Annotated in this window: 14 protein-coding genes; 10 read left to right on the top strand and 4 right to left on the bottom strand. The window is 47.5% G+C overall.

The genetic code is table 11. The features are described from left to right. Positions 1-2 precede the first annotated feature (2 nt). Both clpP and ASG16_RS02600 read left to right on the top strand, forming a co-directional pair. Positions 3-584 (top strand): ATP-dependent Clp endopeptidase proteolytic subunit ClpP, encoded by a 582-nt coding sequence (gene clpP, locus ASG16_RS02605; RefSeq protein WP_056488683.1) that lies wholly within the window; start codon positions 3-5, stop codon positions 582-584. Between the two features lie 16 nt (positions 585-600). Beyond that, on the top strand, positions 601-1,614 hold the full coding sequence (locus ASG16_RS02600) for an NAD-dependent epimerase/dehydratase family protein (RefSeq protein ID WP_056488686.1): 1,014 nt from the start codon (positions 601-603) through the stop codon (positions 1,612-1,614). 71 nt (positions 1,615-1,685) lie between these two features. Here ASG16_RS02600 and ASG16_RS02595 read toward each other — a convergent pair whose 3' ends face one another. Further along, positions 1,686-2,321 carry a hypothetical protein gene (locus ASG16_RS02595; protein ID WP_056488690.1) on the bottom strand — a complete coding sequence of 212 codons (636 nt, stop codon included), beginning with the start codon at positions 2,319-2,321 and terminating at the stop codon, positions 1,686-1,688. Between the two features lie 101 nt (positions 2,322-2,422). Continuing rightward, entirely contained in the window at positions 2,423-3,238 is an 816-nt protein-coding gene (locus ASG16_RS02590) for a hypothetical protein (RefSeq protein WP_056488693.1), read from the bottom strand. Between the two features lie 194 nt (positions 3,239-3,432). Here ASG16_RS02590 and ASG16_RS02585 point away from each other — a divergent pair, with 194 nt between their 5' ends. Beyond that, positions 3,433-5,118: a methyl-accepting chemotaxis protein gene (locus ASG16_RS02585; RefSeq protein WP_056488696.1), complete on the top strand. Its 1,686-nt coding sequence runs from the start codon at positions 3,433-3,435 to the stop codon at positions 5,116-5,118. A 62-nt stretch (positions 5,119-5,180) separates the two neighbouring features. Here ASG16_RS02585 and ASG16_RS02580 read toward each other — a convergent pair whose 3' ends face one another. Next, entirely contained in the window at positions 5,181-6,419 is a 1,239-nt protein-coding gene (locus ASG16_RS02580; protein WP_056488701.1) for an MFS transporter, read from the bottom strand. Between the two features lie 73 nt (positions 6,420-6,492). Between ASG16_RS02580 and ASG16_RS02575 the strand changes: the two genes are divergently transcribed. The 3 genes from ASG16_RS02575 to ASG16_RS02565 all read left to right on the top strand — a co-directional run bounded on the left by ASG16_RS02575 (position 6,493) and on the right by ASG16_RS02565 (position 9,324). Then, the gene (locus ASG16_RS02575; RefSeq protein ID WP_056488704.1) at positions 6,493-8,364 is read left to right on the top strand and encodes an SgrR family transcriptional regulator; all 1,872 of its coding nucleotides are present in this window, start codon (positions 6,493-6,495) and stop codon (positions 8,362-8,364) included. 78 nt (positions 8,365-8,442) lie between these two features. After that, positions 8,443-8,805 (top strand): cupin, encoded by a 363-nt coding sequence (locus tag ASG16_RS02570; protein WP_056488707.1) that lies wholly within the window; start codon positions 8,443-8,445, stop codon positions 8,803-8,805. Between the two features lie 84 nt (positions 8,806-8,889). Beyond that, the gene (locus ASG16_RS02565; RefSeq protein ID WP_056488709.1) at positions 8,890-9,324 is read left to right on the top strand and encodes a metal-dependent hydrolase; all 435 of its coding nucleotides are present in this window, start codon (positions 8,890-8,892) and stop codon (positions 9,322-9,324) included. 166 nt (positions 9,325-9,490) lie between these two features. Here the strand turns inward: ASG16_RS02565 and ASG16_RS02560 are convergent, their stop codons facing one another. After that, complete coding sequence (locus tag ASG16_RS02560; protein WP_056488712.1) at positions 9,491-11,137, bottom strand: DUF6583 family protein; 1,647 nt, start codon at positions 11,135-11,137, stop codon at positions 9,491-9,493. Positions 11,138-11,351: 214 nt separating this feature from the next. Here ASG16_RS02560 and ASG16_RS02555 point away from each other — a divergent pair, with 214 nt between their 5' ends. From ASG16_RS02555 to ASG16_RS02540, 4 genes are all read left to right on the top strand, one after another. Then, positions 11,352-12,266, top strand: a complete 915-nt coding sequence (locus ASG16_RS02555; RefSeq protein ID WP_048036164.1) for a LysR family transcriptional regulator — start codon at positions 11,352-11,354, stop codon at positions 12,264-12,266. Positions 12,267-12,363: 97 nt separating this feature from the next. Further along, positions 12,364-13,452, top strand: a complete 1,089-nt coding sequence (locus tag ASG16_RS02550; protein WP_241970678.1) for a DUF418 domain-containing protein — start codon at positions 12,364-12,366, stop codon at positions 13,450-13,452. A gap of 98 nt (positions 13,453-13,550) precedes the next feature. After that, a complete protein-coding gene (locus ASG16_RS02545; RefSeq protein ID WP_056488718.1) occupies positions 13,551-14,654 on the top strand; it encodes a citrate synthase/methylcitrate synthase in 1,104 nt (367 codons plus the stop codon). 643 nt (positions 14,655-15,297) lie between these two features. Further along, on the top strand, positions 15,298-16,326 hold the full coding sequence (locus tag ASG16_RS02540; RefSeq protein WP_056488720.1) for an NADH:flavin oxidoreductase/NADH oxidase: 1,029 nt from the start codon (positions 15,298-15,300) through the stop codon (positions 16,324-16,326). Positions 16,327-16,374: the final 48 nt, after the last annotated feature.

The following is a 16,374-nucleotide window of genomic DNA, read 5'->3' as shown; positions in this document are numbered from 1 at the left end:
TCATGAATCTCATTCCGGTAGTAGTCGAGCAAACGAGTTATGGAGAGAGGTCCTATGACATTTACTCCCGGTTGTTGAAGGATCGCATCATTTTTCTCGGCAGTGCCATCGATGATCAGGTAGCCAATGCAGTCGTAGCTCAATTGCTTTTCCTGGCAGCAGAGGACCCGAAAAAAGACATTCACCTTTATATCAATTCGCCCGGAGGCTCTGTCACAGCAGGGATGGCGATTATCGATACGATGAGTTTCATTGCGCCTGATGTGTCCACGATCTGCACGGGGATGGCCGCGTCCATGGGAGCGATGCTTCTTGTCGCAGGAGCGCCGAGCAAACGGTACGCGCTGCCCAATGCAGAAGTCATGCTCCACCAGCCGTGGGGAGGAAGTCAAGGACAGGCGAGCGATATCAAGATCGCAGCCGACCGTATTTTGCGACATCGCAACATGCTGTATACGATCATCGCGGAGCGTACGGGAAAGACAGTCGAGCAAATCGAAAAAGATGCAGACCGCGACTATTTCCTTACCGCCGCAGAGGCGCTCGAATACGGCTTGATTGATAAAGTGATCGAAAAATTGTAGAGCTGGGGGTGCCGGGGTGAAGATCCTGTTTTTGGGGGGAACGCGTTTTATCGGTCCACATGCAGTGAAGCACTTGGCAGAATCAGGTCATGAGGTTGCTGTATTTAATAGGGGGCTTACCCCCAGTGCTGCTTCTCTTCCACAAGGTGTCGTCTCTATTACGGGAGATCGTGCCCACCTGAATGAATATCGGGAGACTTTTCGTTCCTTTGCACCTGATGTTGTCATTGATCTGTTTCCGTACACAGAAGCAGATGCCCGCCTAGTGATAGAAACGTTTCAGGATATAGCAGGCCGTGTCGTAGCGATCAGCAGTTGTGACGTGTATCAGGCATTCGGACGGGTAAACAAGATCGAATCGGGTCCGATTACGACCGAGCCGCTTACGGAAGAGTCGATGCTTTGCGAGAATCGTTACCCATTCCGTGGAGCAAGGCCAGATCGTGAAGAGTATGACAAGGTACTCGTGGAGCGAATTGTGATGGGGCAGCAGAGCTTGTCAGGCACGATTTTGCGCTTGCCGATGGTGTATGGCCCTCATGATTACCAGCATCGCGTCTACCCGTACCTTCAGCAGATGCGTGACGGACGTCCGTATATTTTACTCGAAGAAGGCTTTGCTTCTTGGCGGTGGGCACGTAGCTACGTAGAAGACATCGCGCATGCCATTTGTCTGGTGGCTACCGACGATCGAGCAAAGAATCAGATTTATCACGTAGCAGAAGAGCAATGCTTGTCGATGCGAGAGTGGATTGAGCGAATCGGCAGCGTTTACGGTTGGAATGGCAAAGTGATTACAGCTCCGTCTACTGAGTTGCCGACCGAATATGTCATGCAGATCGAAACAAAGCAGCATATTCAACTGGATACGGCAAAAATCAGGAGAGAGCTGGGGTATACAGAACAAACGACCGCAGAGGAGTCTATGCGACGTACGATTGCATGGGAGATTGATCATCCTCCTGAAAACATATTACAAGGAATGGACTACAGTATAGAGGATAAAGCGGCTGCGAAGCTCGGAGTTTAGGCGTACCGAATGTTTGAACAGTCAGGGATTTTGCCTGACGTTTTTTTCTGCACACGAACGTGTTTAAAGGATTAAGTTTTATCGACTTGTTCCAGTAAGTTGTTTAATTGCTCCATAGCGTTGTTAACATTCATAAAAAAGATATCGATATCCGTAACGGTATGCTTTTCAAGTAATTTCTCAGGTTTCGTAATTAAAGTATATAGATTTATACCTGTCTCATCCTTTTCTTGCTCAGGGTATACATAGATGAGTAGATCGTCAATTCGCTCTCTTAGCTCAATGATTTCATTTGCGGTGAGTTTTGCCGCTATATGTTCTTCTGTCAACAAATCATTAAGTTGCCTTGTTAGTTGGGATAATTTGCGATTCGCGTCAAATAATTTTGTGATGGTTTGTTCATTGTAGTGTTTTGCAAAGTAGAGGGAGATGATATTTTCTACACTTTCATAAATTTTCTTCCTGCCATTTCCTTGTTTATACCCACTAACATACATTTGAAGTGATTCCAATGTGATTTCTTTTCCATTAGCATTACCTAAAAAATCACTGATAGATCCAATGTATCTATAGTTATTAAATACATTTTCTGAGTAGGTGTATGCAAGCATGCGGATTTCATCTTCACTGATATCTGCTGCATCCTTATTGCATCCGGAGGTCACCAACACTAGCATCAAGGATAGCATGATTAGTATCTTTTTCATTATTACCGCCCCTTCATTTAATTATATAATAAAGACTGAATTTTCCCACTCCATTAAGAAAACAGGTGTCCACCATAAAGGGGGACACCCAAATTTTAACATTATCCTTTCCAATATTCACCTGTAGAGGTGAGTGTATTTAAATACTTCACACCCGTGTTCCATGTTATATTAAAACCTCCACCGCCACCTGATACGTTACCACCTATGCCAGTAATTGAAGTGCTTGTCCAAGAATGGTCATATTGTAAATAGACCCGCTCTTTTTTGTTTGTTGTAACTTTTTCAAGTACAGCGGTTATTGTGCCATTTGTAACATATCGATCATTAATCCAAAAGCCAACACCTGCGTCTGTAGCGCGTTTTGCTAACGCTACCTTACCACGTTTTTTATCAGTTCTTGTATCGAAGTAAGCTTCTTCATCACCCAAGCCATTCCAACCTTGGATGACAACCCCATCTACGTCTATTGGCATACTTCTTTTATTATCTGTATAAACACCTACGAAATCGTATGGATCACGTCCGACAAAACCTTCTTTCTCATCCCACTCCCAATATCCAACAAACACATATTGATCACTTTCATCATCGTAAACAATTCTATCAGTAAATGTTATCCATCCTTCCTCGTTAGATAATGCATTGATCGGTTTTCCATCTTCACCATCTGAATTTACTACCTTCAAATTATTGTATTTTTCTATTGTTATTTTCATTGCCTTATCAAAATCTTTCGTTTTTCTTACTTGCTCTCGTAAGTAATCTAATTTTTCGTTAAGTTTTTCAAGTTTTTCTTGTTTTACTGCTTTCTCGTATTTTGCATCAACTTTTTCAGCAAAAGCCATACTTGGAACAGTGAGCAATGACAGTGAAAGTGCAAGAGGTGTAATTATTTTAGATAAATTACCTAACATTAACTCATCTCCCTAATTATGGTATATACTTCGTCTGTATTCTACTATGTACTTGGTTGTTTGTTCAAGATTTTTTGGAAAATACCAAAATTACCCCAATTTAATCTGGCGGTTTTTTGTTTGCACATCAAAGTGTTTGAAGGAAAGAGGAGCCGGGAATGAACAAGAGTATCAGATGACGGGAGGCTCACCTTGTGAAAATCAGAACAAAAATCATCCTGGCTTTTGGTGTCATATTGGCAGTCATGTTCGGTTCAGGTACGTATATGTACGTGCAAATGTTAGCAATGAAGGCATCCTATACAAAAATTATCGAAGAGGAAGAATTATTGACAGACCTGCGTGAAATGCAGTTTATCATGACGGGTCGAAATAATGACGAACGAGCCTATTTGTTAACGGGCGATGAAGAATTTCGGACGGAATTGAAGGAAAAGGCAGCAAAGGTGGACAGCCTGTTTGCCAAAATGAACAGTTCTCTTGAGTCTTCTCACCATCTTGAAGAAATGGGGGAGGCAAAGAGACTATATAATTCCTATCTGGAGTCAAGCGATAAAGTGGTAGAGGCACTGGATAAAGGATTACGTGAAGAAGCCATCTCTCATCATTTCGGTCAGGAACGGCAAGCGAGAAAAGAAATGGATTCGGTTGTGAGTGGATTGGTCGAAGAGGTGCGTAATGAAATCGAAGTAGATAGACAGGAGCTGGCGGAGAACGAAGGAATTTCGGCCATGATCCAGTTGTTTTTTAATGCAGTGGGAATTCTCGTCGCAATTGTGGTCGGCGGTTTTCTAATTCGCTCGATTGTGGCCCCCCTGCATCGGGTGAACAAACAGCTACACGATATCGCTGACGGAAAAGGAGATTTGACGCAAGAGTTGACCGTCTTTTCCAAAGACGAGATTGGACAGTTGGCAGGCTCATTCAACCGGATGCTAGCCAATTTACGAGAGCTGATTTCTCAGGTTCGCGGGCATGCCCAGCAGGTTGCAGCCGCGGCTGAACAACTGACAGCGAGCTCGAAGCAAACGAGCCAAGCTACGGAACAGATCGCCATCACGATCCAGGAAATGACGGAAGGAACGGACAGGCAATCCCAAAACGTAGAGGAGAGTCAGCAGGAAGTCGAAGAAATATCTGCAGGTATTGAAAAAATTGCGGCTCGTGCGCAAAGTGTGTCTGCTGCGGCTGCCAGTACCTCAGAGCTGGCGACAGAGGGGGATCGAACCATCCAGCAGTCGGTTTCCCAGATGAACGGGATCGGAGAAACGATGGAGAATTTGACTGCACTGGTAGGTGGCTTGGGAAAACGCTCCGAGCAAATCGGTCAAATTGTGGAAGTCATTACGCAAATTTCAGGTCAGACGAATCTCTTGGCATTGAATGCTGCCATCGAAGCGGCGAGGGCTGGCGAGCATGGCAGAGGCTTTGCTGTCGTGGCGGATGAAGTGCGAAAGCTGGCGGAGCAGGCATCTGCATCGGCACAAGAAATTTCCCAACTGGTAGCGTCGATCCAGATGGAGACGAACGAAGCGGTCCTCACGATGGAAAAAGGCTCTCAAGAAGTATCAGATGGAATGGGAGGCGTCGCAAGAGCAGGAGAAGCGTTCTCTCAAATTCGCGATGCTGTTGTGGGCGTGACGAATGAGATTCAAGAAGTATCGACTGCTGCACATACCCTTACGGAAAGTACAGGCAAGGTCGGACAATCGATGCAGATGATCGCCACTGTCGCGCAATCGGCTGTCTCTCACTCGGTGGAAGTCTCGTCTGCTACAGAAGAACAGCTTGCTTCGATGGAGGAAATCTACTCCTCGGCTGCATCACTGGCGAGTCTCGCGGACGATTTGGAAAAACTGATAGGCCATTTCAAGGTATAAAGCTTCGCCACAAGTAACACCCCTTAGAATCGACAGAATGATTCCGAGGGGTGTTTTTTCGTTTACGCCAATTTCCACAAAGCCAATCTTCGATACACGAGAAAAACCACGAGATTCCCCACTGCTGCTGCCAAAAAGACAGCCCATGGCCCCAGCGACAAGGTCATCCAGCCCGAACCATAGATGGAAAAGACAATCCCGAGCTTGAAAATAGAGCCGGTGATCCCGCTAATTCTTCCGATCATGTGGGCAGGGGTAGTTTCTTGACGGAAGGTCCAAATACAGACGTTTTCAATCGTGCTGATCAGCCCCGTGAGAAACAGAGACAGACAGAGCACCCACATACTTTGCGCGAAAACCATGAGCAAATAGGAGCAACCAAGGAGCAGGATGGTCATGCCCATGATGCGGCCGATAGGATAGCGCCTCCGCAGATAGGCAACGACTGAGCTGCCGAGAAGTCCGCCAAGTCCAGCGACGGAAAGCACCAGCCCTAATGTGGAATTGTCCAGCTTCAGGTGATCCTTGGCGAAGAAAATGATCATGGCGTCATACATGCCCGAGGTCGCATTGAGAAAAATCACGAGCACCGTAATCTGCCATAATGGTCGATTGCCCAACAGCTCCTTCCAACCATTTCGTAACTCTTGCAAAAAGCCGCCCTGAGAGGGGATAGGCGCATCTGTACGATCTAAAAACGATATGGCCATAAAAGCCAGTAAATAGGCTGTACCCGTAATAAGCAGCCCAGTGTGCAGCGTCGACAGAAGCAGGATAAATCCGGTAATCGCAGGCCCCATAATTTCAATAAACGTGCTCATAAAAGAAAAACGAGCATTGGCTGAGGTTAACAGTGGGGTAGGGACCACTTGCTTGATCATACTGACGCGTGCGTTGTGAAACCCGTAGTTAAACGCCATCAGGAAAAAGCCAGCCACATAATAATGAAAGACCTGTGCATGTCCCGATTCGGTCAGTCCATATAGTAAAAACAACAGGATCATCTGACCAAAGACCATCCATTGCGACCAGCGTTTTTTGGAGAAGCGATCCACCCAGACACCGATGAACATCGCCAGCAGCAGATTAGGCAAAAACTCAATGCTTTTCATGGTCGTCATGGCAACTGGCGATTGGGTCATGTCATACAAGATCAATGGCAAGGCTAGTTCGTACACCTTGGCTCCACACGCGATAAAGGTGGACGTGAAAAAGAGGACGAGAAAGGGTCGATTCCGCCAGATCGACATGTTCTCGTGTGATTCAGGCTTCGTGGCGGGGGTGTGGTTAGGCACTGGCATGAAAAAACCTCCTTCTTCGTATCTCATTGTAGCTAGAAAAAGGGGAAGAAAAAGGGTAGAGTGTTTGGTGAGTATGGACCCCTTTTTGAATTCGTCAGCGACTGTTTACGTAGAAAGAGTGATCATCTCGATGCAAAGTGCCTACTACTACTTGCGCTTGCGCCAGTATTTTGCCTCTGTCACAGAGGGTGAACAGCAGGAGATTACCCTTGCCGAGCTGGCTCAGATTTTTTGTTGCACGATTCGAAATACGAAAAAAGTTATCAAGCAGATGGAGGAGCAGAAGTGGATTGAATGGCGCCCGGGAAGAGGACGAGGCAATGTCTCGCGGATCGTCTTGTGTTACGGGATCGAGCAGATCGTTTTACCCATCGCTCAAGAGCGTATACAAGATGGCGATTTGGAAGGCGCCATGCAGCTCCTCAATGATTTTGCCATCACAGTCAAGGGGCGGGAGCACTTTTTTGACTGGCTCTCCGGGCAGTTTGGCTTTATTCAAGAGGAAATCCGTGAACGGAAACTGGATACGCTTCGCATGTCCTTTTACAGGCCGATTCCCGCTCTCGACCCTGCCTTTGTCAACAGGCGCACAGAGTCACATATGGTGAAGCAACTATTTGATACCCTCATTCGTTATGACGAAAAAATGGATGCATTCATCCCTCATCTCGCCCATCATTGGGAAGTAAATGAGAGTGGAACAGAATGGACCTTTTATTTGCGCAAAGGGGTATTTTTTCACCACGGCCGTGAACTGACAGCTCATGATGTCGTCTGGACGCTCGAGCGCATTGCCGATCCGAAGACAGGGTCTCCTTATCGCTGGATGCTGGAAGATGTAGAAAAAGTTACTGCTGAAAAAGAGACGATGGTAAAAATCTTGCTCAGACGTCCCAATCAATTACTGCTATCCATACTGGCATCGGATCGGCTCTCGATCGTTCCGGGAGATGTCATTCAGGAAAAGGGACAAGCATTTAGCCGATTGCCGGTTGGTAGCGGACCATTTTCGCTGGTAACGAATGACTCGCAGATGTTCATTTTGGAGGCTGTCCCCACGTATTTTCTCGGAAGGGCTCATTTGGATCGGGTAGAGATTTGGATTGTTCCCGAAGACAGTCAGGATGTGCGAAACGAGGATTACTTTTCAAAACGAGGAGAGGTGCACTTCCAAACCTTCTGGAATAAGCTCGGGTCGATGGAGCAATGGCAGGAGTTGCAGAGCCTGGAGAAAGGCTGCACGTATCTCGCTTTCAATCTGAATCGCCCTGGGCCGCAGCAAGATATCGCATTTCGGCAAGCGCTGGATCGTCTCATCGTGCGCGAGAAAATGATCACGGAGCTACGCGGTAATCGGTATGCGCCTGCTTACGGATTTTTACCTGAAAACAAGGACGTGTGTGGTGAGGCAGCGTGCTGGGCTGGGGACTTCCAAGGCTGGCCCGATCATCGCCTTTACCAAGGTCAAACGATGCAATTGTATACGTATGAAGGAGCAGGCAACGAAAATAATGCAGAATGGTTACAGAAGTATTTGGCGGATTGTGGCATTTGCGTCGAGGTGACCGTCTTACCGATTGAGGAATTGAAAAAGCCTGAAATCATCCAGCAGGCAGATATGGTGGTTGCGGGTGAGGTTTTTGATGAACAGTGGGTGCTAGGTATGGTGGAGTTCTTCAAGTCGGATATCAGCTTTTCGCGACAATTGTGGAGCCCTGCCTTGCGCGAGCGAATAGACCATGAGTTGGATGCCTTGATGCTGGAGAGGGAATTAACAGGGCAGCGTCATCACTTGCAGGAGGTGGAGAGACTGCTGCGTGAGCAGTGCGCGATGCTGTTTTTATACCATACGCGTCAGCATTCTGCTTACCATTCGGCTCTAGCAGGTGTTTCGTTGAATGCGCTTGGTCTTGTCGAATACAAAAATATTTGGTTTCGGCAGTAATCGTGGAAGATGAGTCTGTCATAGCACCACTAGTTGCGCTATGATAAGGCTTACACGTCAAAAGGCGGAGGGGATAGTATGAAACGATTCCGATTTGATCAGCAAGTAGGCAAAACGATTGATCGCTATAATTCTGTCCATGCGACGATTTCTCGTGTCATCCGCACACCTGATTCCGTTTCAATTGGGTGTATCCATTTGGAAGCAGGTGGGGTTGTCGGCTATCATCCGGCGACTTGTCCTCAGCTTTTTCTTGTGGTGAGCGGTGAAGGCTGGGTACGTGGAGAAGGTTCAGAGCGCATCCCGATCCAGAGCGGTCAGGCGGCATTCTGGATCACAGGAGAAGGGCATGAATCAGGCAGTGAAACCGGAATGACAGCCATTGTGATAGAAGGAGATGGGGTCGATCCGGAGAGCTTTATGTCCTTGTTGGAGACCTAGTATTTGTATATATGATGGGTTTGCCATTCCACCAACCGTACATAAGCTCATCAGACTATCCTAGAAAGACGGTGTGAAAGGCGAATGAATTGGAAAACACATATGGCACTCGGTGCCATCGCAGGCTACTGCGCCTATCCGTCATGGAAGGGCAGCGTCATTGGCGCGACGATGGCACTCGTACCTGATATCGATCAAGCAAATAGCAAGCTCGGAAACTTGATGGGACCTTTGTCCAAAATGCTGCAAAAAGGATTCGGTCACCGTACAGTGACACATTCATGGGTAATATTGTTCCTTCCATTTCTGCTATTCGGTGATTCTCCGGCTGCCATGGCAGCGTTATGGGGGATTTTGTCCCATCTGATCAGCGATATGCTGGTGGGACGCATACAGTTATTGTGGCCGTTGCGAGTGGGCTGGCTCGGCATTCGGGTGTCCAAGTCGATGTATCGGACTGTGGATCGAATCGTATTTTATGTAGCGATTGTGTATATCGTGATCAAGGGTTATCAGTAGGAAGAATGGACATTGAGAAAGTACCTCCTTCAGGAGGTACTTCTATTGAATGTAATCGAAATATTTTGAACGAATCGTGATTTTAATAAAAAAGCTGACACCGGTTTAGGACCGATGCCAGCTTGCTAGTAACTATTATGAGCGGATTCTTCTTATCACGAAACAATTAAGGCATCATGAACTGTTGCACGAGCTCAGCGTTTTCATTCATGAATTTATCTGCGTTTTGCATGACTTCTTGTTGCGCTTCCATCATTTGTTGGTCAGTTACTGTAGCGAAATTGATGGAGTTGTCAGCAGTCATAGCTGGAATTTCCAGTGCTTTGCCGAATTCTGCTTTGGACTTCAGTTTGAAGCTAAAGCCTTTTGGCATATCTGGAGTAGGATTCGAGAAGTTTACTTTTACTGCTCCGTCTGAATCTACACCATTGTCCGTCTTCGTCTCGTTCACGGTAACATTACCGGTCAGAGCAACAGGGTTGGAGGAGTATTCGTCTGCCATTACGAGTGCAAAATCATAGTTTCCGGTTTTTTTCTTGTCTTGCTTGGTTGTTTCGAAAGTAGTTGAGAGGTCCAGAATTGGCTGGTCGGTCTCTTTTGCCAGGATGCTGAACTTGCCCTTTGTCTTGTCTTTTTCTTCTGTCGCTCTGTACGTGAAGGACATTTCGCCACTTTGCTGATCAGACAGGTTGTGCAGGGAGTAACGGTAGTACGTTTCTGCGCCTTTATCGTAAGAAACACTGCTGTAGACCAATTGATCTTTTTTCTCTTTCTCATCGAACAAGAGCTTGCGGGACAAGATTTGATGATCGCTATTTACGAGCACGACCATTTTCAATTGATCAGTTGATTTGGTGTCTGTATCATTTGTATCCTTGATGATGTCATCGAAGGCTTGCTCGTAGTTTTTCTTGAATTCTTCTTTGCTGATTTCGTCTACTTTGTAGCCGCTGTCGAGCATCAACGTAGCCACATTGTGGTAGCGGCTGTAGATCAGGTCAAACAGCTTTTGGTCTGCTTTTGCCTTCTCTGCAATTTGCTTCGTCAGAGCCGCGCCTTCTGCGTTGTTAAAAGTAATAGTGATCTCACGTGCATCTTCCTTGAGTCCTTCTTCAGAGAAAGGAACATCTTTTTTGATGCTTACCTGGCTGTCTTTGATGCTGTCAGCGTACAGCATGGCATACGGAGTCATTACTGTTTTGAGTTCATCTTGGTTGAAATTGATCGCTTCATGTAAATCGCTATAGCTTACGAAGCGCTTCGGCAGTTCCTCGCCCAGCTTTTCCTTGAGGGCATCGCGATCTTTCAAGTCCATATAAGCGTATTTAGAGTAAAACTCTGGGAGTTTGAAGCCCATAACAGAATCATTCATAAAGTACTCAAGGGTAGCCAGCTTTTTATCTTGCAGGTGAACTTCCAGGTTCCCTGATTGCTGATTTTTCTGTTCATCGATGTTGCTTTGCATCACGAGCTTCGCTTTGCCCAGCATGTCGAGAATTTTTTGCGCTTCCGGGTCTGGGATCGTTGCATCTAGGGCAATTTCACTCAACTCGGTGGTGGAGTGAACTGGTTTTTCCAGATATGGCTTCATGTAGTCTTGGTATTCCCCGTAAGCTTTGGATACGTCGCTTGAAAACTTCATCATGCTCTCCGCTTCCGCTTGCAGGTAAATCGTTTTTGCGCTCTTAAACAAATCGAATTTGGCATAGGCGGTTCCTAATCCACCCAGCACAACGACAGCCGCTGCCCCCGCGATCAGCCATACTTTTTTCTTGCTTTTGCGCGGTGGGTTCACGTTTGTTGCAGTTTCCATCTTTTCTCTCCCCTTTTTGCTCTCTCTCTTTGGTAAGTCCAATGTGCGTAAGGATTTTGCGCACTCGATTTTGTATTGTACCATAAGGAGGAGAAAGGGGAACGACTTCCAGTAAAATTCTTCAAAAAAGAGGAAGAAAGACCCAAAAGTTGCGTTCTTCCTTCTTTTGTATGCATATAGAACAAAGAAAAAGCGACAGCAGGGGGGAGATCACGTGGATTTTCGGGTGCTGCAAACGTTTATGGTGGCGGCCACGACAGAAAATTTTCACCAGACAGCAGAAGCGTTGTTCATTGCGCAGCCTACCGTCAGCCAGCATATACGACAATTGGAAAAGGAATTGGGGATCAAGCTGTTTGAACGGGTTGGCAAACGCGTTCGGTTAACGGCTGCGGGCAAACGTTACTTGCCACATGCAAAAGGACTCCTTCAACAGTGGCATAACAGTATGGAGGACTTGCAGGCTTGGAGACAGGGCTATCGGGAAAAGCTTCAGTTGGCTGTTTCGCCGATTATTGCCCGTGCTCGTTTTTCCCATTTGCTGCACCGTTACACCAAGCTCTATCCTGATGTAGATATCTCCATTAAAATTGTCGACTCCGTGGAAATTGGCCCGCTTGTTCAAAATGGACAGGCTGATCTGGGCTTAACCCGGATGGTGCCGGGAGAATTCCAGTTGTCTACTTATCTTTTGTACGAAGATCCTGTCGTTTTTGCAGTCCCTCACAGTGGCGGAGATATGGAGGCGCCCTTGCCTGATTGGGAGCAAGAGGTGCAAACGAACCGTTTGTTGACCCACAATCATCCGGGCTACTGGGATGAGGTGCTGTTGCTTTTGCGTCAGAGGGGGCTTTCCTTGCGCACGATGGCTGTTTCGCAGGTAGACATTACAAAGCGATTCATCGAGGATGGATTGGGCGTTTCCTTTTTGCCTCGGACGGCTGTTGATCGGGATTTGTTTGAAAACCGCTTTATCGAACTGCCCACACCTGGTCTTGTTTTGCCAAAGGTCGCTTCTTATTTGCTGGTACCAAAAGCAGGGATTAGCGAGCCAGCGCAGCATTTTATCGATATCTTGCAGTCCTTGTATCCACCGATGCCGCTTGTTCAGTCGGGTGGACGGACATAAAAGCTAACAAGCCTGTAAGGTAGATGTAAGGTGAATCGATAGTTTTGACCAGCATATGTATCCTATACTGGACCCTGCTTGAAGACAGCAGGAGGGAATGACGAATATGCAGGCTGAACCAATCGCACAGAAGGATCGGATTTATTCTATTGATATTGTAAGGGGATTGGCATTGTTCGGGATTTTGCTGGTGAACTTGCCAAGCTTTATCATGTATTCGGAAGACGTTCCTATGCCAATAGAGGCGGGGATCGATGCGTGGATTCGCTTGAGCTATGATTTATTCATTCAGACGAAATTTTTCGGGATCTTTTCGTTTCTGTTTGGCTTAGGATTTTACATTTTCATGTCACGGGCTGAACAACGTGGACAAAAAGTATTTCGTCTCTTCAGCAGACGGTTGTTCGCGATGTTTGCCATTGGTGTGATTCACATCTTTATTTGGTTTGGCGATATTTTGGCGGTGTACGCACTTCTCGGCTTTTTACTGATGCCTTTTTATCGAAGAAAGCCTTCTACGATTCTAGCATGGGCAGCCAGCCTGGGAGGCGTGTACATGCTTACTCAAGGCGTGGCACTCGTACAGACGCTCAATGGTCAAGAAGTCTATTCATTTGTAGCATCACTCCAGACGACACTGATACCGATCTTCGTGATGTTCCTGTTTGGTTTGTATGCGGGGTCGCGCGGGTTGATTGCTCAAATTCGTGAGCATAAGCCGTTGTTTAAACGAATCGCTGCTACTACTCTTGTAATCAGTCTTCCGATCGCAGCAGGGATTGTGTGGGCAAGCGGTGTTGTCTATGGTCCAAAGCTTGAGCAGGTGAATAAAATATTGGTTGATCTGAGTACGCTGCCTATGGCGCTGTGCTTTATCGCCAGCTTGTTTCTGTTGCTGGATCGTGAGCTGGCAAGGAAAATTCTTCAGCCGTTTGCTTACACGGGACAAATGGGGTTAACGACTTATTTGGGTCAGACAGTCATCATGACCATTCTGATTCCTTTGTTCGGTATTACGGCCATGCCGCTCTCTTCTTGGTTATTGCTCGCGTTTCCGATCTATGCGTTTCAATTACTCGTAAGCTGGCTGTGGCTGAAACGTTTTAATCGAGGACCGATGGAAAAGCTGTGGCGCTTCCTGACGTACGGACGTAAAAAGAAGATGGTTCCAGCTCCTGCTAACTGATTGTAAAATGTGATCAATACCCCGTTTTTCTTTTATTTCCCTTCGCGATTATGAATCGATATACTGGAGAGAAAAGAGATGAAAATGGAGTGGTGATGATGACAAAACAACATCCTTTGGCTATCGGCTTGGATGGTATCGCCGTAGCAGAAACAGACCTTAGTTTGGTGGATGGGATTAATGGACTGCTGGTGTACCGCGGTCACTGGGCGCGTGATTTGGCTATTCACCACACATTTGAGGAAGTGGCACACCTGCTCTGGTTCGGACATTTGCCTAGCGAGCAGGAGTTGACTGATTTAAAAGATAAGTTCAAAGCAAACCGTGAGCTGCCGGAGCACGTAAAGGGAATCTTGAAGCTGATCCCGGCAGATGTAGATATGATGAGTGTACTGCGTACAGGTGTTTCGGCGCTGGGCAGTTCCTCGCACGGCTTCCCGCCGACCATCGATGAGGTGATTTCGCTGGCTGCCAAGATGCCGACAATCGTTGCGTATCGCTTCGCTTGTTTGGAGGGCCGCGAGCCGTTGGCACCGAATCCGGAGCTGGATCATACAGCGAACTATCTGTATATGCTCAAGGGCGAAAAGCCAAAAGCGGCGCATGTTCGCGCACTGGATGCGTACCTGATTTTGACGCAGGAGCATGGCATGAATGCATCCACATTCTCCGGTCGTGTCGTTAGCTCGACCGAATCCGATCTGATTTCTTCCATTACGGCGGCAATCGGAACACTGAAAGGTCCTTTGCACGGTGGAGCACCATCTGAAGTGACGGAGATGATCGAGGCTATCGGCACGAAAGAAAATGCAGAGCCATGGCTGCGCAACAAGCTGGAGAACGGCGGACGCTTGATGGGCTTCGGGCACCGCGTCTATAAAACGATTGATCCGCGTGCGACTGCTCTGCGCGTTGTTGCATCCGAGCTGTCGTCCAACGATCCATGGTTCGATCTGGCGACACATGTAGAAAAAGTAGGCTTGCAGTTGCTGGAAGAGTACAAACCAGGTCGCAAGCTGAATACAAACGTAGAGTTTTTTGCCGCAGCAGTCATGCGTGCAGTGGGCTTGGACGACAATTTGTTTACACCGACATTTGCCGTGAGCCGTGTGGTCGGCTGGAGTGCGCACATTCTGGAGCAGGCTGGCAAAAACCGCATTATTCGCCCGCAATCCAATTACATTGGCACGATGCCGGAATAATCAAGACGCGAATAAAAAAAGCTATCCGTTATGCGGATAGCTTTTTTTCGTGTTTATAAATGTGGCTGCGGTGGGGAGAAGAATATTTCCAGTCTAGGCTCCAGGCTCCGTCCCGCTGAGGGATGAGACTGTCCGCTCTGAAGGGATTCGCGGGGAAACGCAAAAGTGGTAGCCGCTACGTAGCCCGGGCACGTTGCGTTTCTTTTGCCCGCGAATCCCTTCTCCGCTCGGTAGGACTCCACAAGTCGCTACGTCTGGAAATATTCTTCTCTGTCGTAGCTGCTTGCGTTCTTCATTAATTAAAAATCGGATAATACGGAAAGCTCGTAGAGGAAACAGGAGAAATAAGCGAAGATCTTTGGTACACCGACCGAGACGGAATGCAAAAAGCGAAACACGCACTTAAGCGTCCACCTCTGAAACACATCCTGAAAGAACTACTTTGGACGCGGTTTCGCTTTTTGCATGGAGGCGGGCAGTGAATCCCTCAGCGGGTGGGACAAGAAGCTGAGCGTTTTCTCCTGTTTCCTCCCCACCACAGCAGCCGGACAAAGTATTATCTCGTTTTCACAAAGTGCAACTTGGGATTGCAGAAGAAGCTTACTTTTGGCATGATAATGAAAAAAAGTAAGGAGTGGAGCAAATGGCGTTGTTGTCTACCCCGTTTCAGTTTAAAGGACTTAGCTTGAAAAATCGGATTGTCATGCCGCCGATGTGCCAGTACTCTGTGGATGCACACGATGGAACACCAACCGACTGGCATTTTGTTCATTACGTTTCTCGTGCAGTAGGCGGAACAGGTCTGATCATCGTGGAAATGACCGATGTCGAACCTGATGGCAGAATTTCCAACGGCGATTTGGGCTTGTGGTCTGACGAGCAGATTCCAGCGTATGCACGGATCGTCTCCGAGGTTCATAAGTATGAGGCCAAAATTGGCATACAGATTGCTCATGCGGGCCGCAAAGCGGAAGACGCAGAAGTGCCTGTATCTGCCTCCGCAATTGCTTTCCCAGGGGCGCGCTACAAAACGCCACGGGCGTTGACGACAGAAGAAGTCAAACAAATGGTCGTCAAGTTCCAGGACTCTGCGAGACGTGCGGTGGAAGCCGGGTTTGACACCATTGAAATCCACGGTGCGCACGGATACCTGATTCACCAGTTCCACTCCCCTTTGACCAATCAGCGAGACGATGAATACGGGCGGGATAAAGCGCTGTTTGGCGTGGAAATTATTCAGGCGATCAAAGAGGTTATGCCAGCGGATATGCCGCTGATCATGCGCGTCTCTGCCGTAGAGTACGTGGATGGCGGGTATGGGCTGGATTACAGCACGGAGCTGTGCCGCCGTTACAAGGAAGCAGGCGTGGATATTTTCCATATATCCAGCGGCGGGGAAGGACCGATTGGTTCAGCAGGCCGTCCAGGTGTTCATCCTGGCTATCAAGTACCATTGGCACGCGCGATTAAGCAGGCATTGGATGTCCCTGTCATTGCAGTCGGCAACCTCGATGATCCAAAAGTGGCCGAAGCATCGATTGGCAATGGCGATACGGATTTGGTAGCAGTTGGCCGCGGCATGCTGCGTGACCCTTATTGGGCACTGCATGCGATTCATGAGCTGTCGGCGGATGAATTGCAGCCACCGAAGCAATATTCAAGAGCGTTTTAATCGAGTAAAAGAGCGAGGGGCTTTCCTTTCGGCTGCATGAGCCGGAGG

The organism is Brevibacillus sp. Leaf182, assembly GCF_001423865.2.
GTDB lineage: Bacteria > Bacillota > Bacilli > Brevibacillales > Brevibacillaceae > Brevibacillus > Brevibacillus brevis_C.
The sequence above is the reverse complement of the archived record's forward strand: the minus strand, read 5'-3'. Positions and strand labels throughout refer to the sequence as shown.